Annotated in this window: 21 protein-coding genes; 12 read left to right on the top strand and 9 right to left on the bottom strand. The window is 58.2% G+C overall.

Annotated features, from left to right (window positions below):
- Positions 1-64: 64 nt before the first annotated feature.
- The 4 genes from gpsA to KB892_RS26410 form a co-directional block, all read right to left on the bottom strand.
- Positions 65-1,084: an NAD(P)H-dependent glycerol-3-phosphate dehydrogenase gene (gpsA, locus tag KB892_RS26425; RefSeq protein ID WP_002922427.1), complete on the bottom strand. Its 1,020-nt coding sequence runs from the start codon at positions 1,082-1,084 to the stop codon at positions 65-67.
- Entirely contained in the window at positions 1,084-1,551 is a 468-nt protein-coding gene (gene secB, locus KB892_RS26420) for a protein-export chaperone SecB (RefSeq protein ID WP_002922428.1), read from the bottom strand. The genes gpsA and secB overlap by 1 nt, the downstream gene beginning before the upstream one ends.
- 60 nt (positions 1,552-1,611) lie before the next feature.
- Positions 1,612-1,863 (bottom strand): glutaredoxin 3, encoded by a 252-nt coding sequence (gene grxC / locus KB892_RS26415; protein WP_002922429.1) that lies wholly within the window; start codon positions 1,861-1,863, stop codon positions 1,612-1,614.
- Positions 1,864-1,967: 104 nt separating this feature from the next.
- Positions 1,968-2,399, bottom strand: coding sequence for a rhodanese-like domain-containing protein (locus tag KB892_RS26410; protein WP_002922436.1), 432 nt, complete (start codon positions 2,397-2,399; stop codon positions 1,968-1,970).
- Between the two features lie 245 nt (positions 2,400-2,644).
- On the opposite strand from KB892_RS26410, the gene gpmM reads away from it, so the two are divergent.
- The 3 genes from gpmM to KB892_RS26395 are packed head-to-tail and all read left to right on the top strand — an operon-like array spanning position 2,645 to position 6,421.
- Positions 2,645-4,189, top strand: a complete 1,545-nt coding sequence (gpmM, locus tag KB892_RS26405; RefSeq protein WP_004152046.1) for a 2,3-bisphosphoglycerate-independent phosphoglycerate mutase — start codon at positions 2,645-2,647, stop codon at positions 4,187-4,189.
- A 9-nt stretch (positions 4,190-4,198) separates the two neighbouring features.
- Positions 4,199-5,470 carry a murein hydrolase activator EnvC gene (gene envC, locus KB892_RS26400; protein ID WP_002922458.1) on the top strand — a complete coding sequence of 424 codons (1,272 nt, stop codon included), beginning with the start codon at positions 4,199-4,201 and terminating at the stop codon, positions 5,468-5,470.
- A gap of 3 nt (positions 5,471-5,473) precedes the next feature.
- Complete coding sequence (locus KB892_RS26395) at positions 5,474-6,421, top strand: divergent polysaccharide deacetylase family protein (protein WP_002922459.1); 948 nt, start codon at positions 5,474-5,476, stop codon at positions 6,419-6,421.
- 5 nt (positions 6,422-6,426) lie between these two features.
- Here the strand turns inward: KB892_RS26395 and KB892_RS26390 are convergent, their stop codons facing one another.
- The 3 genes from KB892_RS26390 to kbl all read right to left on the bottom strand — a co-directional run bounded on the left by KB892_RS26390 (position 6,427) and on the right by kbl (position 9,615).
- Positions 6,427-7,164, bottom strand: coding sequence for a glycosyltransferase family 2 protein (locus KB892_RS26390; protein ID WP_014343446.1), 738 nt, complete (start codon positions 7,162-7,164; stop codon positions 6,427-6,429).
- 219 nt (positions 7,165-7,383) lie between these two features.
- Positions 7,384-8,409 carry an L-threonine 3-dehydrogenase gene (gene tdh / locus KB892_RS26385; protein ID WP_002922461.1) on the bottom strand — a complete coding sequence of 342 codons (1,026 nt, stop codon included), beginning with the start codon at positions 8,407-8,409 and terminating at the stop codon, positions 7,384-7,386.
- Positions 8,410-8,421: 12 nt separating this feature from the next.
- On the bottom strand, positions 8,422-9,615 hold the full coding sequence (kbl, locus tag KB892_RS26380; RefSeq protein ID WP_002922462.1) for a glycine C-acetyltransferase: 1,194 nt from the start codon (positions 9,613-9,615) through the stop codon (positions 8,422-8,424).
- Positions 9,616-9,828: 213 nt separating this feature from the next.
- On the opposite strand from kbl, the gene rfaD reads away from it, so the two are divergent.
- The 5 genes from rfaD to KB892_RS26355 are packed head-to-tail and all read left to right on the top strand — an operon-like array spanning position 9,829 to position 14,859.
- Complete coding sequence (gene rfaD, locus KB892_RS26375) at positions 9,829-10,761, top strand: ADP-glyceromanno-heptose 6-epimerase (protein WP_002922463.1); 933 nt, start codon at positions 9,829-9,831, stop codon at positions 10,759-10,761.
- Positions 10,762-10,770: 9 nt separating this feature from the next.
- Positions 10,771-11,829: an ADP-heptose--LPS heptosyltransferase RfaF gene (gene rfaF, locus KB892_RS26370; RefSeq protein ID WP_002922465.1), complete on the top strand. Its 1,059-nt coding sequence runs from the start codon at positions 10,771-10,773 to the stop codon at positions 11,827-11,829.
- A 3-nt stretch (positions 11,830-11,832) separates the two neighbouring features.
- Positions 11,833-12,804, top strand: coding sequence for a lipopolysaccharide heptosyltransferase RfaC (rfaC, locus tag KB892_RS26365; protein WP_004152048.1), 972 nt, complete (start codon positions 11,833-11,835; stop codon positions 12,802-12,804).
- A complete protein-coding gene (locus KB892_RS26360; RefSeq protein ID WP_002922468.1) occupies positions 12,804-13,712 on the top strand; it encodes a sugar glycosyltransferase in 909 nt (302 codons plus the stop codon). Before rfaC ends, KB892_RS26360 begins: the two co-directional genes overlap by 1 nt.
- Positions 13,690-14,859, top strand: coding sequence for an O-antigen ligase family protein (locus KB892_RS26355; protein ID WP_004164973.1), 1,170 nt, complete (start codon positions 13,690-13,692; stop codon positions 14,857-14,859). Before KB892_RS26360 ends, KB892_RS26355 begins: the two co-directional genes overlap by 23 nt.
- A gap of 43 nt (positions 14,860-14,902) precedes the next feature.
- Here the strand turns inward: KB892_RS26355 and KB892_RS26350 are convergent, their stop codons facing one another.
- Positions 14,903-15,982 carry a glycosyltransferase family 9 protein gene (locus KB892_RS26350; RefSeq protein ID WP_002922472.1) on the bottom strand — a complete coding sequence of 360 codons (1,080 nt, stop codon included), beginning with the start codon at positions 15,980-15,982 and terminating at the stop codon, positions 14,903-14,905.
- Between the two features lie 18 nt (positions 15,983-16,000).
- On the bottom strand, positions 16,001-16,963 hold the full coding sequence (locus KB892_RS26345) for a polysaccharide deacetylase family protein (protein ID WP_002922494.1): 963 nt from the start codon (positions 16,961-16,963) through the stop codon (positions 16,001-16,003).
- 111 nt (positions 16,964-17,074) lie between these two features.
- On the opposite strand from KB892_RS26345, the gene rfaQ reads away from it, so the two are divergent.
- From rfaQ to KB892_RS26325, 4 genes are read left to right on the top strand one after another with little or no spacing between them, the layout of a single operon-like run.
- Positions 17,075-18,151, top strand: a complete 1,077-nt coding sequence (gene rfaQ, locus KB892_RS26340; RefSeq protein ID WP_002922495.1) for a putative lipopolysaccharide heptosyltransferase III — start codon at positions 17,075-17,077, stop codon at positions 18,149-18,151.
- Entirely contained in the window at positions 18,148-19,275 is a 1,128-nt protein-coding gene (locus tag KB892_RS26335; protein ID WP_002922496.1) for a glycosyltransferase family 4 protein, read from the top strand. The genes rfaQ and KB892_RS26335 overlap by 4 nt, the downstream gene beginning before the upstream one ends.
- A gap of 2 nt (positions 19,276-19,277) precedes the next feature.
- Positions 19,278-20,372, top strand: coding sequence for a glycosyltransferase (locus KB892_RS26330; RefSeq protein WP_004152049.1), 1,095 nt, complete (start codon positions 19,278-19,280; stop codon positions 20,370-20,372).
- 29 nt (positions 20,373-20,401) lie between these two features.
- Positions 20,402-21,391, top strand: coding sequence for a glycosyltransferase (locus KB892_RS26325; protein WP_072354000.1), 990 nt, complete (start codon positions 20,402-20,404; stop codon positions 21,389-21,391).
- Positions 21,392-21,429: the final 38 nt, after the last annotated feature.

The following is a 21,429-nucleotide window of genomic DNA, read 5'->3' as shown; positions in this document are numbered from 1 at the left end:
CAGGCGATATAGTAATGACCTGCCAGTTCTGCGCTGGCAGGGTCATTCAGGTGACAAAGGAAAGCTAATTGCTGCTGCGCTCGTCCTTGCGGGCGCGACCCAATAAGGTCAATGCTGCCTCGCGCGCAATTTTTCCGCAATACAATACCTGATAAATTTCCTCGGTTATTGGCATTTCGACACCTAAACGCTGTGCCAGAACGCGAACTTCCTTGGTATTGCGGTAGCCTTCAACCACCTGGCCAATCTTGTCCTGGGCGCTCTGCACGTCCATACCCTGGCCGAGCATCATGCCGAAGCGACGGTTACGGGACTGGTTGTCGGTGCAGGTGAGCACCAGGTCACCGAGGCCGGCCATGCCCATAAAGGTTTCCGGATCGGCGCCCAGCGCCGCGCCGAGGCGGGACATTTCCACCAGCCCACGGGTAATCAGCGCCGTACGCGCATTGGCGCCGAAGCCGATGCCATCCGACATACCTGCCCCGATGGCAATGACGTTTTTCACCGCGCCGCCGAGCTGCACGCCGATAAAGTCCGGGTTGATGTAGACGCGGAAGCTTTTGCCGCAGTGCAGTAGGCGCTGAAGGTCTTCCGCAAACTGCGGATCCGTGGCCGCCAGCGAAATCGCCGTCGGCAGGCCGGCGGCCAGCTCTTTGGCGAAGGTTGGCCCCGAGATCACCGCCAGCGGAATATCATCGCCCAGCGCTTCACGCGCCACGTCCTGCAGCAGACGGCCGGTTTCGGCCTCCAGGCCTTTGGTGGCCCACACCAGCCGCGCGTCGGAACGCATCAGCGGTTTAATCTGGCGTAACACCTGACCGAATACATGGCTCGGCACCACGACAAGGATGTCGCGGCTGGCGGCCAGCGCGGTGGCCAGGTCGCTCTCAAGATGCAGCGTATCCGGGAAAGGCACATCGGGAAGGAACGCGGCGTTGCAGCGATCGTGTTGCAGCGTCGCGATATGTTTCGGGTCATGGCCCCACAGCACAACGTGGTGGCCATTTCTTGCCAGGGTGATGGCAAGAGCGGTGCCGTAAGAGCCGGCACCGATCACAGTCATTGCAGCATTAAGTGCGTTCATCAGGCATCCTGATGTTGTTCAGCACCTTCGCCAGCCTGCTGCTGCAGATAGTTCATGAACAGCGCGTCGAAGTTCACTGGCGCAAGGTTAAGTTGCGGGAAGGTGCCGCGGGAAACCAGGCTGGTGATGCACTCGCGCGCGTACGGGAACAGAATGTTCGGGCAGTATGCGCCGAGGCAGTGCGCCATCTGGGTGCCTTCGATGCCGTCGATGGAGAAAATACCGCCCTGCTGTACTTCACAGAGGAACGCGGTTTCTTCGCCCAGCGCAGCGGTCACGGTCACACGCAGCACCACTTCATAAACGCCTTCAGCCAGCTGGGTGGAGGCGGTATCCAGATCAAGTTTAACTTCCGGCTGCCAGTCTTTCTGGAAAACTTGCGGCGCGTTCGGCGCTTCAAAAGAGATATCTTTGGTATAGATACGCTGGATCTGGAAGGTCATTTCGGTGCTGTTTTGTTCTGACATAGTAAAACCCTTTCGTGTTGTCCTTAAATACGCGCTTCCGCCAGGGAAAGCGCGCAAAAATTAGCGCAAGAGGGGATCAAGTCCACCACGTGAATCAAGCGCATACAAGTCGTCACAGCCGCCAATGTGCTGCGCATCAATAAAAATCTGCGGAACCGTCGTCCGTCCGCTGCGCTGGATCATCTCCTCACGCTTCGCGGCATCGCCATCGATCGGCAACTCATGGAACGTTACGCCTTTGCTGTTCAGCAGCGCTTTCGCGCGGATGCAGAACGGGCAGGTCGCTTTGGTGTAGATCTCAATATTGGCCATGACTTCACTCCTGTTGTTACCCTGAGGGTTTTACGCCGCAGCCTGTGTTCCCTTCACGTCAGGCGTGAAGGAGAAAACGCGGCGGCATCACCACGCGAGGTAAGTTATTTGCCGCGTACCAGAGGGAGGTTTTCGCCGCTCCAGCCAGCAATGCCCTCTTTCAGTACAAAGACTTTTTCAAACCCGGCTTTGTTCAGCGCGCTGGCGGGCTCTTGCGCCTGCATGCCGGAACCGTCTACCACAATAATGGGTTGCGATTTGTGTTTTTCCAACTCGCCGACGTTATTGGCTTTGATATCGCTGGGCAGCAGGTTAATAGCGCCGGCAATATGGCCTTTACGGAAATCGTCACGCTGACGCAGGTCGACCACCACCGCATCTTCTTTATTGATAAGACGCGTCGCTTCACCACGGGTGATGACTTTAACTTTCGACATCAGCCCCTTGAAGGTGGTGAACACTACCGCACCCAGCAGCGCGATCCACGCGATGCTCAGGACCGGGTGACGGCCGATGAATTGCATAATTTCTTGCATGGGGGGTTACAACTCCCGACTAAGTGAGAAAAAAACCAGGAAAGGAGTATACCTGTGCCTTGCGGCAATTACAGCCAGTGAGCGCGATGTAATGTATTTTCTGCGGGCGGTGGCGAAAAAAAGCCGCTCTCGCTGACCCGGCGCGGCCCGGCCGCTCCCTTTCTTTGATCTTTCACGGGGATTTAAACGATTCAGCTGTAGTAAAATTACGCAAAATTTCTGTCTTTGAGCATGAGGTTGTCGCAATGTCGGTTTCTAAAAAACCTATGGTACTGGTGATTCTGGATGGCTACGGCTATCGCGAAGACCAACAGGATAACGCCATTTATAGCGCTAAAACGCCGGTAATGGACGCGCTGTGGGCCAAACGTCCACATACCCTGATCGATGCATCCGGCCTCGAAGTCGGCCTGCCGGACCGTCAGATGGGGAACTCCGAAGTAGGCCACGTCAACCTGGGCGCCGGTCGTATCGTCTATCAGGACCTGACCCGTCTCGATGTGGAAATTAAAGAACGCACCTTCTTCGCCAACCCGGTACTGACCGCCGCGGTCGATAAAGCGGTTGCCGCCGGCAAAGCAGTACATATCATGGGCCTGATGTCGCCAGGCGGCGTCCACAGCCACGAAGATCACATCATGGCGATGGTGGAGCTGGCGGCAGAGCGCGGCGCTGAGAAGATCTACCTGCACGCCTTCCTCGACGGCCGTGATACGCCGCCGCGCAGTGCGGAAAAAACGCTGGCGACATTCGAAGCCAAATTTGCCGCGCTGGGCAAAGGTCGCATCGCGTCGCTCATCGGCCGCTATTACGCCATGGACCGCGACAACCGCTGGGATCGCGTGGAACAAGCTTATGATCTGCTGACCCTGGCCAAAGGCGAATTCCAGGCCGATACCGCCGTCGCGGGTCTGCAGGCCGCCTACGCCCGTGACGAAAACGACGAATTCGTGAAAGCCACCGTTATCCGCGCCGCCGGCCAGGCCGATGCCGCGATGGAAGACGGCGACGCGCTGATCTTCATGAACTTCCGTGCCGACCGCGCGCGTGAAATCACCCGCGCCTTCGTCAACGCCGACTTCGACGGCTTTGCGCGTAAGAAAGTGGTTAATCTCGATTTCGTGATGCTCACCGAATACGCCGCCGACATCAAAGTCGCCTGCGCCTACCCGCCCGCCTCGCTGGCCAATACCTTCGGCGAGTGGATGGCGAAGCACGATAAAACCCAGCTGCGTATCTCCGAAACTGAAAAATACGCTCACGTCACCTTCTTCTTCAACGGCGGCGTAGAAGAGCCGTTTAAAGGCGAAGAGCGGATCCTGATTAACTCGCCGAAAGTGGCGACCTACGATCTGCAGCCGGAAATGAGCTCCGCCGAGCTGACCGAGAAACTGGTCGCCGCCATCAAAGGCGGAAAATACGATACCATCATCTGTAACTACCCGAACGGCGATATGGTTGGCCATACCGGGGTGATGGAAGCTGCCGTAAAAGCGGTTGAAGCGCTGGATCGCTGCATCGACCAGGTGGCTCAGGCGGTGGAATCCGTTGGCGGCCAGCTGCTGATCACCGCCGACCACGGCAACGCCGAGCAGATGCGCGACCCGGCCACCGGCCAGGCGCACACCGCCCATACCAATCTGCCGGTTCCGCTGATCTACGTCGGTAATAAAGCGGTCAAAGCGGTCAACGGCGGCAAACTTTCCGACATCGCCCCGACCATGCTGTCGCTGATGGGAATGGAAATCCCGCAAGAGATGACTGGCAAGCCGCTGTTCATCGTGGAATAATCCTTCCCCATGAGGGGAAAGGCGATGTATTCAACTACATGGATCGCAGCGGCAGTTCGATCCGTCCTTTACGCCAGCGCGCTCAGCGCTGGCGTATTGCTGTGCGCGTCATCTGCGCATGCCGACGATCGCGATCAGCTAAAGTCCATCCAGGCCGACATCGCCGCCAGGCAGCGGGCGATTAAGCAACAGCAGCAGCAGCGCGCAAGCCTGCTCGCCCAGCTCAAAGCGCAGGAAGAGGCGATCGCCGCCGCGGCCCGCAAACTGCGCGAAACCCAGGATAGCCTGAACCAGCTCAATAAGCAGATTGACGAGATGAACGCCGCTCTCGCGAAGCTGGAGCGCCAGCGCGCGTCTCAGGAGCGGAACCTCGCCGCGCAGCTCGATGCCGCTTTCCGCCAGGGGCCGCATACCGGCATCCAGATGGTGCTCAGCGGTGAAGAGGGCCAGCGCAATCAGCGGATGCAGGTCTATTTCAGCTATTTCAACCAGGCCCGCCAGGAGACTATCGCGGAGTTGAAGAAAACGCGCGAAGAGATGGCGGTGCAAAAGTCGATGCTCGAAGAAAAACAGAGCCAGCAGCAAACGCTGGTCTACGAGCAAAAGGCCCAGCAGGCGAAGCTGGAGCAGGCGCGTAACGAACGGAAAAAGACCCTTTCCGGCCTGGAGTCTTCCATTCAGCAGGGTCAGCAACAATTAAGTGAATTACGGGCTAACGAATCGCGCCTACGCGGTCGTATCGCCCAGGCGGAGGCTGCCGCCAAAGCCCGCGCCGATCGGGAAGCACGCGACGCGCAGGCGGTGCGCGACCGCCAGCAGGAAGCATCGCGCAAAGGCACTACCTATAAACCAACGGAAAGCGAGCGTTCGCTGATGTCACGCACCGGCGGGCTGGGCTCGCCGCGCGGTCAGGCGTTCTGGCCGGTTCGCGGTCCGCTCCTTCATCGATATGGCGAACAGCTGCAAGGTGAACTACGTTGGAAAGGGATGGTTATCGCCGCGTCTGAAGGCACCGAAGTCAGAGCCATTGCCGATGGTCGGGTCATTCTGGCCGACTGGCTGCAGGGCTATGGACTGGTGGTGGTGGTCGAACATGGCAAAGGCGACATGAGCCTGTATGGCTATAACCAAAGCGCGCTGGTCAGCGTTGGCACCCAGGTGCGTGCCGGCCAGCCTATCGCGCTCGTAGGCAGCAGCGGCGGTCAGGGCCGTCCGTCGCTCTATTTCGAAATTCGCCGCCAGGGTCAGGCGGTCAATCCACAGCCGTGGTTGGGAAGATAAGTTTTGCTTCAATTTCGCGCAATTGCTCTTGCCGTAGCCGGTTCGCTGGCTCTGGCGGCGCCAGCGTTCGCTGGCAAACTCTCCATCGTTATTGACGATTTTGGCTACCGCCCGCAGACCGAGAATCAGGTGCTGGCGCTGCCGGCAACTATCTCCGTCGCCGTGCTGCCGAACGCGCCGCACGCCCGGGAAATGGCCACTAAAGCGCATAATCAGGGCCATGAAGTGCTCATCCATCTGCCAATGGCGCCGCTCAGCAAACAGCCGCTGGAAAAAGACACCCTGCGTCCCGAAATGAGCAGCGAGGAGATCGAGCGCATTATTCGCGAGGCTTACGGCAAAGTCCCTTACGCCGTCGGGCTGAATAACCATATGGGCAGCGCGATGACCTCCAACCTGTTTGGCATGCAGAAGGTGATGCAGGCCCTGGAGCGCTACAATCTCTATTTTCTCGACAGCGTCACCATCGGCAACACCCAGGCCATGCGCGCCGCGCAGGGTACCGGCGTGAAGGTGATTAAGCGCAAAGTGTTTCTCGACGATACGCAGAATGAAGCCGATATCCGCAACCAGTTCAATCGCGCCATCGCCCTGGCGCGGCGCAACGGTTCGGCGATAGCCATTGGCCATCCGCATCCGACGACGGTGCGGGTGCTGCAGCAGATGGTCTATAACCTGCCGCCGGATATCACGCTGGTGCGCCCGAGCAGCCTGCTGAACGAGCCGCAGGTCGACAACTCGACGCCAAACTACGCCCAGCCGCCTGCGCAACAAACGCAGCAGAAGCCGCGTAATCCGTTCCATGGCGTGAAGTCTTGCAAACCGAAGCGCCCGCTGGAGCCTGTGAACGCCAGCCGCTTCTTCACTATCCTCAGCGATAGCATCAGCCAGAGCGCGCTGATCCAGTACTATCGCCTCAAATGGCAGGGCTGGGACAACCCCGGCAACTAGACTACTCAGGGGTCCGTTCGCTTTTGCGCGACGGGCGCCTGGTTATCTTCGTGGGCGTACCACGCCTTAAAATATTTCAGAAAGCTGTAAAACGTCGCGTACAGGCCGGTCACCACGCCGACCTTGCCATAGCGCCACGCCCCGCTAAACAGATACCACTTAAAGAAAGCGCCAATGGCGCTGACGATCCCCCGCGTCAGCGAAGGTTTGATCTGCTGGTACTTCACCAGCCGGGTGGTATAGCTGTTCAGCTTATTAAACACTTCATGCAGCGAATAAAAGGTATCGTGGCGAACGAAGCCCGGCAGCCTGACGGAGCTCGCGTGTCCGACCACCTGGTCATCCACCGGCCGATCGTTAAACCGCGCCTGCTGGCGGTTAAAGAGGCGCACCGGATAATCCGGTGAGGAAATGGGGTAGATCGTCCGTACCTGTTTGCCTAGCACAAACCAGTAGCGCGGCAGACGCCAGGCGCAGGTCGGGTCAGGCTCCTCCCCCGCTTTTAGCGCCTGAATGGCCGTCACCACGTCATTATCAAGAATTTCGTCGCTGTCCATGCACAGCACCCAGTCATGGCTGGCCAGCCCGATGGCATAGTTCATCTGCGCGCCGTGGGCTTTATAGGCATGGTGATGGACGGTGAGACCAAACTGCTGACAAATAGCGACGGTTTCGTCGGTACTGCCGGAGTCGACGACGATACATTCATCGGCCACCTTCAGCAGAGGCGGCAGCACCTCCATCAGCAGGCGCGCAGAGTTACAGGTCAGTAAGCATACGGAGAGTTTAAGCATGATAGTTACAAAGTTAAACTGCGACTAAACACACTGTATAAGCGAATAACCGTAAAATCGATGTAGAAATTGTGCGCTTAATATTAAGCAGGCTAAAAATGTTATCCAAATCTAAATTAAGGCGCCCGCAGGCGCCTTTTTTGCTGATTTTTACGCCAGCATGGGGGATTAGTCCCAGCTCAAAACCACTTTACCGGACTGGCCGGAGCGCATCGCGTCAAAACCTTTCTGGAAGTCATCAATGCCGAAGCGGTGGGTGATGATCGGTGAGAGATCCAGACCAGACTGGATCAGCGCCGCCATCTTGTACCAGGTTTCGAACATTTCGCGACCATAGATACCTTTGATAAACAGCCCTTTGAAGATGACCTTGGTCCAGTCGATGGACATATCCGACGGCGGGATACCCAGCATCGCGATACGGCCGCCGTGGTTCATGGTATCAAGCATGCTGCGAAACGCCGGCGGCGCGCCGGACATCTCCAGACCCACATCGAAACCTTCGGTCATCCCCAGCTCGGCCATCACGTCATTAAGGTTCTCTTTGGCCACGTTCACCGCGCGGGTAACGCCCATTTTGCGCGCCAGCTCAAGACGGTACTCGTTGACGTCGGTGATCACCACGTTACGCGCGCCGACGTGTTTCGCTACCGCCGCCGCCATCACGCCGATCGGACCGGCACCGGAAACCAGCACGTCTTCCCCGACCAGATCGAAGGAGAGCGCGGTGTGCACCGCGTTGCCGAACGGGTCGAAGATAGACGCCAGGTCATCAGAGATATTGTCGGGGATTTTAAAGGCGTTAAAGGCCGGGATCACCAGATACTCAGCAAAGCAGCCCGGGCGGTTGACGCCCACGCCGATGGTGTTGCGGCACAGATGGGTGCGGCCCGCGCGGCAGTTACGGCAGTGGCCGCAGGTGATATGCCCTTCGCCGGAGACGCGGTCGCCAATCTTAAAGCCGCGCACTTCCTGACCAATCCCCACCACTTCGCCGACATATTCGTGACCGACCACCATCGGCACCGGAATGGTCTTCTGCGACCACTCATCCCAGTTGTAGATGTGCACGTCGGTCCCGCAAATGGCGGTCTTGCGGATTTTAATCAGCAGATCGTTATGGCCGACTTCCGGTTCCGGTACGTCGGTCATCCAGATGCCTTCTTCCGCTTTCAGTTTGGATAACGCTTTCATCTCATACCCTTATTAGGCGATGACGCCCAGTTGTTTGCCGATGCGGGTAAAGGCTTCCACCGCACGCTCAATTTGTTCAGGAGTATGCGCCGCCGACATCTGGGTGCGAATACGCGCCTGGCCTTTCGGTACCACCGGATAGAAGAAGCCGGTGACATAGATCCCTTCTTTCTGCAGCTCGCGGGCAAAGTTCTGCGCCACCACCGCCTCGCCCAGCATCACCGGAATGATGGCGTGGTCGGCGCCGGCCAGCGTGAAGCCTGCCGCGGTCATTTTTTCGCGGAACAGACGCGCGTTAGCCCACAGGCGATCGCGCAGGTCTGCCCCCTCTTCAACCATCTCCAGCACTTTGATGGAGGCGGCCACGATGGCCGGCGCCAGAGAGTTGGAGAACAGATACGGACGGGAGCGCTGGCGCAGCCACTCAACCACCTCTTTGCGCGCGGCGGTGTAGCCGCCGGAGGCGCCGCCCAGCGCTTTACCCAACGTGCCGGTGATGATATCGACGCGCCCCATCACATCGCAGTATTCGTGGGAGCCGCGGCCGTTTTCGCCGACGAAGCCGACGGCGTGGGAGTCATCGACCATCACCAGCGCATCGTATTTATCCGCCAGGTCGCAAACGCCTTGCAGGTTGGCGATCACGCCATCCATCGAGAACACGCCGTCGGTGGCGATCAGCACGTGACGCGCGCCGGCCTCGCGAGCTTCTTTCAGACGCGCCTCCAGCTCTTGCATATCGTTGTTGGCATAGCGGAAGCGCTTCGCTTTACACAGACGCACGCCGTCGATGATCGAGGCATGGTTCAGGGCGTCGGAGATAATGGCGTCTTCCGGGCCGAGCAGCGTTTCAAACAGGCCGCCGTTGGCGTCGAAGCAGGAGGAGTAGAGGATCGCGTCTTCCATACCGAGGAAATCGGCCAGCTTCTTCTCCAGCTGCTTATGCGTATCCTGGGTGCCGCAGATGAAGCGTACCGAGGCCATCCCGAAACCGTGGCTGTCCATGCCGGATTTCGCCGCGGCAATCAGTTCCGGGTGGTTCGCCAGACCCAGATAGTTATTGGCGCAGAAGTTAATCACGTGGCTGTCGCCGACGGTAATGTCCGCCTGCTGCGCCGAGGTGATGATGCGCTCTTCTTTGAACAACCCTTCGGCCCGAGCGGTCTCCAGATTGCTAGTTAACTGTTTGTAGAAATCACCACGCATTGCAACTCTCCAGATTCGGCAAAATTTGGCACATATTACCCAAAGCTATACGCTGATACGAGATGATGCAGGCTTGAATGAATTATTTGCAGCATAAATCACGTCAGCCCAGCACCTTATTCTGCGAATGGCTGTAGGCTTGCTCATGTGGTGATATGATAAGAGCATTCATGTCCGGATTGTCTCCGGGCTCTCAACTTCAAAGGTACAGTTATGATCATCGTTACCGGCGGCGCAGGCTTTATCGGCAGCAACATCGTTAAAGCGCTGAATGACAAAGGCATCACCGACATTCTGGTTGTCGACAATCTGAAAGACGGCACCAAGTTTGTAAACCTGGTTGACCTGAACATCGCTGACTACATGGATAAAGAAGACTTTCTGATCCAGATTATGGCGGGTGAAGAGTTCGGTGAAATCGAAGCAATCTTCCACGAAGGCGCGTGCTCTTCCACTACCGAGTGGGATGGCAAGTACATGATGGACAACAACTATCAGTACTCCAAAGAGCTGCTGCACTACTGCCTGGAGCGCGAAATCCCGTTCCTGTACGCCTCCTCCGCGGCCACCTATGGCGGACGCACCAGCGACTTCATCGAGTCCCGCGAGTACGAACAGCCGCTGAACGTTTACGGCTACTCCAAATTCCTGTTCGACGAATACGTCCGCCAGATCCTGCCGGAAGCCAATTCGCAGATCGTCGGCTTCCGCTACTTTAACGTCTACGGGCCGCGCGAAGGCCACAAAGGCAGCATGGCGAGCGTCGCTTTCCACCTCAATACCCAGCTGAATAATGGCGAAAGCCCGAAACTGTTTGAAGGCAGCGACGGCTTCAAGCGCGACTTCGTCTACGTGGGCGACGTGGCTGACGTCAACCTGTGGTTCTGGGAAAACGGCGTTTCCGGCATCTTTAACCTCGGCACCGGCCGTGCGGAATCCTTCCAGGCCGTCGCCGATGCGACCCTGGCGTACCACAAAAAAGGCAGCATCGAGTACATCCCGTTCCCGGACAAACTGAAAGGCCGCTACCAGGCGTTCACTCAGGCGGATCTGACTAACCTGCGCAAAGCGGGCTATGACAAACCGTTCAAAACCGTTGCCGAAGGCGTAACGGAATATATGGCCTGGCTAAACCGCGACGCGTAAGAAACAAGCATGAAAATATTGGTGGTAGGCCCGTCTTGGGTGGGCGACATGATGATGTCGCAAAGTCTTTATCGTACGCTCAGGGCGCGCTATCCCCAGGCGATTATCGACGTGATGGCGCCAGCCTGGTGCCGTCCGTTGCTTTCGCGCATGCCGGAAGTGAACGAAGCGATCCCGATGCCGCTGGGTCACGGCGCGCTGGCTATCGGCGAACGCCGCAAGCTCGGCCACAGCCTGCGCGAGCGTCGCTACGATCGCGCTTACGTGCTGCCGAACTCGTTTAAATCGGCATTAGTCCCTTTCTTTGCCAATATCCCGCTGCGCACCGGCTGGCGCGGCGAGATGCGCTACGGCCTGCTCAACGACGCCCGAGTGCTGGACAAAGACGCCTGGCCGCTGATGGTGGAACGCTACGTGGCGCTGGCCTACGACAACGGCGTGATGCGCTGCGCCAAAGATCTGCCGCAGCCGCTGCTGTGGCCGCAGCTGCAGGTCAACGAAGGGGAAAAGTCGCAGGCCTGCAGCGCCTTTAACCTGTCCAACGATCGGCCGATCGTCGGCTTCTGCCCCGGCGCGGAGTTCGGCCCGGCCAAACGCTGGCCGCACTATCATTATGCTGCGCTGGCGAAAAAGCTTATCGACGATGGCTATCAGATTGCGCTTTTCGGCTCGGCGAAAGATAACGAGGCCGGCAAAGAGATCATCGCCGCCCTCAGCAGCGAGCAGCAGGCCTGGTGCCGTAATCTGGCGGGTGAAACCCAGCTGGAGCAGGCGGTCATTCTGATCGCCGCCTGTAAAGCTGTAGTGACTAACGATTCGGGGCTGATGCACGTCGCCGCAGCGCTGGACCGCCCGCTGGTGGCGCTGTATGGCCCGAGCAGTCCGGACTTTACCCCGCCGCTGTCGCATAAAGCGCGGGTTATCCGTCTGATTACCGGCTACCACAAGGTGCGCAAAGGCGATGCCGCCGAAGGCTATCATCAGAGCCTGATCGACATCACCCCAGAACGCGTCCTGCAAGAGCTGAACGAACTGTTAGCGGAAAAAACCGAGCACGAGGAAGCGTAACGGATGCGGGTATTGATCGTTAAAACCTCCTCCATGGGCGACGTGCTGCACACGCTGCCCGCGCTAACCGACGCCGCGCAGGCTATCCCCGGCATCCGCTTCGACTGGGTGGTTGAAGAGGGTTTCGCGCAGATCCCCTCCTGGCATGAAAGCGTCGAGCGGGTTATCCCGGTGGCGATCCGCCGCTGGCGCAAAGCCTGGTTTTCCGCGCCGATCAAAGCCGAGCGTCAAGCCTTTCGCGAGGCCGTTCAGGCGGTAAAGTATGACGCCATCATCGATGCCCAAGGGCTGGTAAAAAGCGCCGCGCTGGTTACTCGCCTGGCGCACGGCGTCAAGCACGGTATGGACTGGCAAACGGCCCGCGAGCCGCTGGCGAGCCTGTTTTACAACCGCCGCCACCATATCGCGAAACAGCAGCACGCGGTGGAGCGTACCCGTGAGCTGTTCGCCAAAAGCCTTGGCTACGCGAAACCCCAGACCCAGGGGGATTACGCCATTGCGCGCCATTTCCTGCAGCACGAGGCTAGCGCTGCCGCGCCCTATCTGGTGTTTCTGCACGCCACCACCCGCGACGATAAGCACTGGCCGGAAACCCGCTGGCAGGAGCTTCTCGATCTGCTGGCCGACAGCGGCGTCCACATTAAGCTGCCGTGGGGGGCCCCGCACGAAGAGGCGCGGGCGAAGCGGCTGGCGGAAGGCCGGGAGTATGTCGAAGTGCTGCCGCGCATGAGCCTTGAGCAGGTGGCGCAGGTTCTGGCCGGCGCCCGGGCCGTCGTCTCGGTCGATACCGGGCTGAGCCATCTGACCGCCGCGCTGGATAAACCGAACTTTACGCTCTACGGCCCGACCGACCCGGGGCTGATTGGCGGATACGGTAAAAACCAGCATATCGTGCGGCCGGAAAACAGCGCCAGCACCGGCGATATTGCGGCCAGCCGGATTCATCTTCTCCTGCAAAATCAGGGGCTGCTCTGATGGGATCCCTGTTTAAGCAGATCTACCGCTATACGCGCCCTCGCGCGTATCGCCACAATGAAAATCTGTGGCCTTTTACCCGTATTACGCGCGCGCCAAGCGGCGAAATCAGCGCGTTACGCTATAAAGGGAAAACGGTGCCGCTGGTCAGCCTGAGCGCGCTGAAAAACAGTATGCAGGGCGAAGTCCTGCTGACCGCCACCGGCCCCTCAACCCGCAATATCGATTTTTCCCTGTTGTCGAAAACGATCCCGGTGATGGGCGTCAATGGCGCCTGGCATCTTGCCGACCGGCTGCACTTTTCACTCTATACCATCGTCGACATGGAATTTTTCGATAAGAAGCCGGACATTATCCGCGCCATTGTCAGCCAGCCGGATATTTTGCTGTTCACCACCATGCACGGGATCGCCAAAATCGTCGATCGCTATGGGGACGCGCTGCGCTGCCGTTTGGCGTTGATTGAGGACGGTTGCTATAAGATTTACCAGCCGAAAGTCGCCAGCGAAGCGATAAAGCGCACTTACCAGCAGAATGCGGCGATGTGCTTTCATCCTCAGCGCCCGGATATCTGTTTTAGCACCGATATTCGCCAGGGCATCTTTGATGCCGGCACGGTGGTCTACTGGGCGCTGCAAATTCTCGCCTGGCTGGGCTTCAATACTATCCTGGTGAGCGGCCTGGATATGACCAACTTTAACCAGCCGCGATTCTACGAAACACAACAAGAAAAATTGCCTTCTTACCTGGCAACAAAAGTGGATACCCTCGTCATGCCCTCCTTTGCGCATGCCGCGCAGGTACTGCAGCAACGCCAGATTCGGGTGATTAATTTTTCCCCAGAAAGCGCTGTGCCGGATACTATCTTCGAAAAGGTTGCGTTTAATGAGTACTTTAAAAGTGAGTAACTTCGCCAGACAGGGTTACTCGATTGTCTTTCCTTTGTTTTTATTTTTCAGCGCGATTTTTTGCATGTCCACCCGGACCAATAATCTGCTGCATTTATCGATCCTGCTGCTATTGCTGTCGCTGGTACGCCAGGAAAACCGCCAGGCGCTGGCCGGGGTGTTACGCGAGCAGTGGCAGACCTGGACGCTGCTGGCGGCTTTCTTTATCTATTACGCCCTCAGTAATGTGTGGGGCCATACGCCGCAGCATATTGACTCGCCGATCACCCACGGCGTGTATCTGACCGGGTATCTGTTGCTGATGACGATGCTGCTCAGGGACGGACGAACCCGCCGACTGGCGATGCTGGCGGTGGTCGGTGGGATCACCGTGCTCTCCCTGTGGACGCTGATTATCGACCATACGCTGGTTCTCACCGAACGAGCGGTCTCCCCCGAGAACCCCGGACCAACGAACGTTATCGACCTTGCCGGTTACTGCGGCATCGGCATTTTAATTTGCGGCATGCTACTGAAAGAAAAAGCCAGCCACTGGCTCTATCTGCCGGTGGTCATCATGCTGGTGATGCTGCTGCTCACCCAAAGCCGCGGGCCGATCATCGCCCTGGTGCTGGCGGTCGGCTGTACGCTGCACCTGCACGTCTTCACCCGCCGCAACCTGCTGATCGCCGCGGCGCTGGCCGTGCTGGTAGCGCTGCTTTTGGTCATGACGCCGGTGGGCGACATGCTGCTCGCCCGTTTCGAGGAGCTGGGCACCCAAAGCGGGCTGCGCCTGAGCATCTGGCACCATACGCTGTCGGAGATGGCCAGCCAGCCGTGGCTGGGGCGCGGTTTCAGCTATGAACTGGATTTCATCAACTACAGCGGCGAGCACATCACCACCACCCACAGTGTGTATATGGGCGCCCTGCTGAAAGGCGGCATCGTGGGGTTACTGCTGCTGTTGGCGATCATTGCCTGCGGGCTATGGCAGGCGTGGCGCAAGCGCCATACCGACAGCCGCTACAGTCTGGCGATCCTGTTTTACGCGCTGGTGTTTATGGCCTCGCAGGGGATGTTTATCATCAGCAATCCCCGGGAAACCTGGGTGCTGTTCTGGCTGCCGCTGGGCATTGCGCTCAGCAAAGGGTTGGCGGAAAAACGCTAACAAAAAGGGCCGTCAGCGGCCCTTTTTATATTAACTTTTTAAATCAACTGCGGGCGGCGACCAGCCGGTCGGCCTGCTCTTTAATCACGGGCCACACCGACTCAATCGCCACATCGGCGACATTCGCTTCTTCACAGACTATCTGCTTCGCCTTGTCATAGCCCGGCGCCCAGATGTGATAGCCGGGCAGCCCGGTATTCTTGAGTTTGCGTTTGTTATAGACCGCCACCATCGGCTTATCGAAAGCCCGGGCAATATGCACGATCGAGGTGTCCGGCGTAATGACTAAATCACAGCTGCGGATCACTTCTACGGCGGAGTTGATGGTGCTGTCGGCGATGTACAGCGCCATATCCAGCCCCAGCTGGCGGATTTTTTCACTGCGCCCCACCATCACGATACAGACCCGGTAAGGCAGAGCATGTAGCCGCTCGACCAGGGTCGCCACCTGGTGACGACAGAAGTCTTTATCCTCGGAGGCGGTAAAAGGGTTAATGGCGATACGCAGTTCGACCTCTCCGGCCTGAGAAAGCAAGCGGGCCACTTTCTCCCGCTCATGGCGGCAGCCGGGGAGATGATAGTGATACGGGCGGTCGTCAACGATGCCAAACAGCTTCACCACCTGCTTATAGCGCAGGGAAATATGGCTGTTGCCGTCAAAAAAAGCGATTGAGTGATCGTAAAGTTTATAGGGCTCTTTATTAAAACCAATCACGCTGGTCGCCCGTAAATCGGCGAGTAATTTAAAGCGTTCATAGCTGGTCACGTCATCAAAATCGATAACCGCATCAAAACCCGCCGCCCGCAACGTATTTAAGGACATGCGAGGCCGATATAAATATACTTGCTGAATGAATTCTGAGCCTGCTAATATTTCGCTGCATATTGGTCCGGTTAACACCGAAACCTGATATCCCCGTTCGGCCAGTATTCTGGCGCAGCCGGTCGTGACCACCATATCACCGACTTTATCATCCAGACGCAATAGCAGCACGCGGCGCACAGCCGCTGGGTCGAAGGCTTTACGCGCCGGCTTATTTCTGTATCGATAGTTAATTAAATTAAATTTAATGCCGCGGAAAAAAGCATTCTTTTTCCGCGTTAATTGTTTAAGGATACGCATACGGTACCTTGAGCTGTGTTAGCGCTGTGTAATTTTCCGCTGGTAATATTCTGCCAGCGTCATGCCCTTCACCTGCGGCGCCAGCCAGCTAAAAAAGGCTTCGAGGTCAGCGTATAAACGCTCAATATCCCGTTCATTCTGGAACGTGGGGCTGCCGCCGGGCATATACTCTGAAGAGTGGAGCATATATTCCACGTAGTCATTGCCCTGCGTCAACGTTTGTTCGACGACTTTTTTCATCGTCTCCACATTGCCGCCCATCGGTCGCAGCCAGTGTACGGAGGGGGATCGCACTTTGCCGCGCAGGCGGTCGTAGCCCTGCTTCACGCTGTTCATCCACGCTGAGTGCTTGTACTGGATGCTCATCGGCACTTCCAGCAGCGGCGAGTGGCCCTCGCGGCTGATGTCATTTTCATCGAGGAAATAGGCATGCTGCGGAAAGCGGCGATAATCGGTCCCGCCATCGCCCTGCGGCGCCCCCTTGGCGGTCTTCCAGTTCACCCGCGGGGTCACCGAGCAATCCACCTGATACCCGTATTCCACCAGCAGACGCGCATAGCGCTCGTCAAAAGCCCAGCGCCCGGCGCGATGGCTAACCATTTTGGTCTGGAAGGTATCCTCCAGCAGACGCGTCATATAGTCGACCTTCTCACGCATCATAGCGTCGCTGTATTCAATAAGATAAGGCTTATGGCGCCAGTCATCTGCAGTCAGCGGCTCGGTCGGCGGGCTGTTCCACGCATGCAGATGCATGCCGACTTCCGCGGTGCCGCGGGCAATCACGTCTCTGGCGAATTCGATATAAAAGGGGTCGATGGCCATTTCATAGTTGGTCAAATAGACCGGTTTAAAGCCATACTTTTCGCAAAGCTGCTGAAAACGCGGAAGATAACGCGCATTCTCGGTGGTGATGCTGTCATGTTTTTGCCAGAGGTTATCGCCCTCTGTATCAATCGTAATGAGAAATGCGGGATTGTGCACGAAAACGTCCTCAGGCCATACGTATCGGGTCATGGTAGAGCAATACAACGCTTCTCTCAATCTGTCTGATCCCCTAGAATCGGAACCCTTATCCTGGATGAAGAACAGAGTATGACGCCTGAAACCCTCTCCCGCGGCCCGTTGAACCCGGCGCGGATCCTGGTCATTAAGCTGCGCCATCATGGCGACATGCTGCTGATCACCCCGCTTATTCACGCGCTGAAACAGCAGTACCCCGCCGCCAGCGTGGATGTCCTGTTGTATGAAGAGACCCGGGATATGCTCGCAGCCAACCCCGATATCCACCATATTTATGGTCTCGATCGCCGCTGGAAAAAGCAGGGAAAAAGGTATCAGCTGAAGATGCAATGGCAGCTCATTCAGACGCTGCGCCAGCAGCGGTACGATATGGTGCTTAACCTGGCCGACCAGTGGCCGAGCGCGGTTATCAGCAAACTGACCGGCGCCGCGACGCGGATTGGTTTTGATTTTCCGAAGCGCCGCCACCCGGTCTGGCGCTATTGCCACACCGCGCTGGCCTCCACCCAACAGCACAACCAGCTGCATACGGTACAGCAGAATCTCTCTATTCTCGCTCCGCTCGGTCTCCAGTTGAACGAAGCGCCGGCGCGGATGGGCTACAGCGAAGCAGACTGGGCCGCCAGCCGCGCCCTGCTGCCGGAGGACTTCCGGGAACACTACATCGTCATCCAGCCGACGTCGCGCTGGTTCTTTAAATGCTGGCGCGAAGATCGGATGAGCGCCCTGATCAACGCGCTGTCCGCCGAAGGATACGCGGTGGTGCTCACCTCCGGCCCCGATGCTAGAGAGAAGAAGATGGTGGATACCATCATCGCCGGCTGCCCGCAGGCGCGACTACACTCTTTAGCCGGCCAGTTAACGCTGCGCCAGCTGGCGGCGGTGATCGATCATGCCCGGTTGTTTATCGGCGTCGACTCGGTGCCGATGCATATGGCTGCAGCCCTTGGCACTCCGCTGGTCGCCCTGTTCGGCCCCTCGAAGCTGACCTTCTGGCGTCCGTGGCAGGCGAAAGGCGAGGTGATCTGGGCCGGCGACTTCGGTCCGCTGCCCGATCCGGACGCTATCAACACCAACACCGACGAACGTTATCTTGATTTAATTCCTACCGACGCCGTGATCGCGGCGGCGAAAAAGGTACTGGCATGAGTAAATTCAGGCTGGCTCTGGTGCGGCAGAAGTACCGCCCGGACGGCGGCGCAGAACGGTTTGTCTCCCGCGCGCTGGAAGCCCTCGACAGCAGTCATCTGCAACTGAACGTCATCACCCGCGAATGGCAGGGGCCGGTGAAACCGGACTGGCAGATCCATATCTGTAACCCACGTAAATGGGGGCGCATCAGCCGCGAGCGCGGCTTTGCCAACGCCGCGCGCGCGCTCTGGCAGCGCGAGTCCTTCGACCTGGTGCAGAGCCATGAACGTATTCCCGGCTGCGATCTCTACCGCGCTGGCGATGGCGTTCATCGCCGCTGGCTGCAGCAGCGCTCGCGCATTTTACCGGCCTGGAAAAGCCGCCTGCTGTTCGCCGACCGTTACCACCGCTACGTCATGCAGGCGGAACGCGAGATGTATGAAGACTCACACCTGCGCGGGGTGATCTGCAACGCCGAGATGATCAAGCGCGAGATTATCGAAGACTTTGGCCTGCCGGCGGAGAAGATCCACGTTATTTACAACGCCATTGACAACCAGCGCTTCCTGCCGCCAGACGAAGAGACCTTTGCCGCCTTACGCGCCAAATGGCAGCTGCCGCTGCAGGCGACCTGCCTGATCTACGTCGGCTCCGGCTTTGAACGTAAAGGGCTGGCGGCGGCGATCCGCGCCATCGCTCCCACCGATCGCTACCTGCTGGTGGTCGGCAAAGATAAGGATCAGCCGCGCTATCAGGCGCTGGCGAAGAGCCTGAACTGTGAAGCGCGGGTGCGCTTCTTCGGCATGCAGTCGGAGACATTGCCCTTCTATCAAATGGCCGATGGTCTGCTGCTGCCCACCCTCTACGATCCGTTCCCCAACGTCATCCTCGAGGCAATGGCCTGCGGTCTGCCGGTGATCACCACTACCGGCTGCGGCGGGGCGGAGTTTATCGTCGACGGCCACAATGGTTACGTCTGCGACGCTCTGGATATCCCGGCGCTACAGCAGGCGGTAATGGCCCTGCCCGCGCGCGCGCTGGGCTCCGCGCAAGGCGGTCACGCCCGCGAGCGCATTATGGCCTGCACCAGCGAGCGACTCTCAACCCAGCTGCTTTCTCTTTATCAGGATCTGGTGAAATAACGATGCGCATCTTATTTGTGATTGACGGTTTACCCGGCGGCGGCGCGGAAAAAGTGGTCCTGACCCTGGCGGCACAGTTCCTGCGCGACGGCGATCGGGTGTCGCTCATTTCGCTGCGCGATGTCTGCGAGTACCCATTGCCCGAGGGGCTCGACTACCAGGTAGTTGCCGATCGCTGCCGTAAACCGTGGCGCAAGCTGACCGAGCTGTCCCGCCGCGCCCGCCAGCTGGATGCCGCAGTCGTGCGGGCCGAACAGCAGGGGCAATTTGACCTTGTGCTCTCCAACCTGCACAAAACCGACCGCATCGTCGCCCGCAGCCGGGCGCTGCGCGAGCGTAACGTCTGGTTCTGTCTGCACGGCGTATTCTCTGCCTCCTATCTCGGGCACCGCACCGGCTTTGACCGCTGGATGAAGCAGCAGAAAATTAAGCGAATTTATCAGGGTCGCAACGTGGTGACGGTTTCCGACGCGGTGGGGCGAGATCTGGTGGAAGAGTTTGCCCTGCGCCCGGCACAGCTGAAAACCATCTACAATCCCTTCGATATCGCCGCCCTGCGCGCCGAGGCGGAAGCCGATAGCGAGCGCCCGGACGGTGACTACCTGATTCACGTCGGTCGCTTCCATCCGGGCAAACGCCATGACCGCCTGCTTGAAGCCTATGCGCAGAGCGGCATCGACGCACCACTGGTGCTGCTAGGCCAGGGAAAACCGGAGCAAGAGCAGCGCCTGCGCCAGCTGGCAAAAACGCTGCACATTGACGATCGGGTGTGGTTCAAAGGCTTTCAGAAAAACCCCTTACCGTGGATCAAAGGCGCACGGATGCTGGTTTTGAGCTCCGATAGCGAAGGATTCGGCAATGTGGTGGTGGAGGCGCTGCTGTTACATACTCCTGTCGCCAGCACCCGCTGCCCCGGCGGCGTCACCGAGATCCTCACCGGCGAACTTGCCCGCGGTCTGGCGGATCTGACCAGTCCGGCGCTGGCTCAGACGATGCAAAGCATTTACCATAACCCGCCGGCCATCGACGATGCCGCGCTGGAAAAATTCAGCGTCGTATCCATTTGTCAGCAGTACCGTCAGCTGCAGCGCACCTGACGCCGTTAGTTAACCAGGATCGAAGATTTATGAGTCAAACGCCTTTATTGAGCATCGTGGCTGCCGTCTACAACGGTGAGATATTTCTAGCGCAATTCTTTGAGTGCATTGAACAGCAGCAGCTGGACAGCTATGAACTGATCCTGGTGAACGATGGTTCGACAGACAACAGCCTGGCGGTGATCGCCGAATGGCAGGAGCGGCTGCAGAACGTCCAGGTGCTGGAGCAGGAAAACCAGGGCGTCTCGGTCGCGCGCAATACCGGCCTCGCCGCCGCCAGCGGCAAATATCTCGCGTTTCCGGATATCGACGACAAACTCTATCCGGGCATGTATCGCACGCTGCTGGAGATGGCCGAGAAAGAACATCTCGATATCGCCACCTGCAACGGCACCTATGTGTACGAAAAGCGCCGCGAGAGCCACCCGATCTTCCCACTGGATCGCCTGCCCTCGACGGGTGTGCTGCCGGGCCATGTCTGGCTTAAGCAGGCCCTGGACTCGCGGAAGTTTCTGCACGTCACCTGGCTTAATATTTATCGTCACGACTTTATCCGCCAGCATCACTTCCATTTCGAGCCTGGCCTGCGCCATCAGGATATCCCATGGACCACAGAAGCCCTGCTGGCCGCGGAGCGCGTGCAGTACACCAGTCAGCAGTTCTATGATTACTACATTCACTCTGAGTCGGTGTCGCATAAGCCGGACAACGACGACACGCTGATGCGTTCGGCGCGCCACTATATGAAGATTCTGGAGATGCTGGAGGCGATTAACCAGCGCTACCCGGATAAAGTACGCCATATCGCCGCCTGTCGCTGGCAGATCGCCAAAGAAGGCCTGGGGATCATCCATACCTTCGATAGCATGAAAGATGAGTCCAAAAAGCATGTTATTATTAACGAATTCTTCGACCGCGGTATCTGGCGGTTAATCTGGAAAAACGCCTGTACTTTCCGTTTACGCTGGCGCCTGGGACGCCGTTATCTGCGTATTAAGCGTTATCGCCACGCGGGATAGACCAAAAACCCGCTGTTTCCGCCAAAGAGATAGCTTTA

This window comes from Klebsiella sp. P1927, assembly GCF_018204675.1.
Taxonomy (GTDB): Bacteria; Pseudomonadota; Gammaproteobacteria; order Enterobacterales; family Enterobacteriaceae; genus Klebsiella; species Klebsiella pneumoniae.
This window is presented reverse-complemented; position numbering and strand designations above follow the sequence as displayed.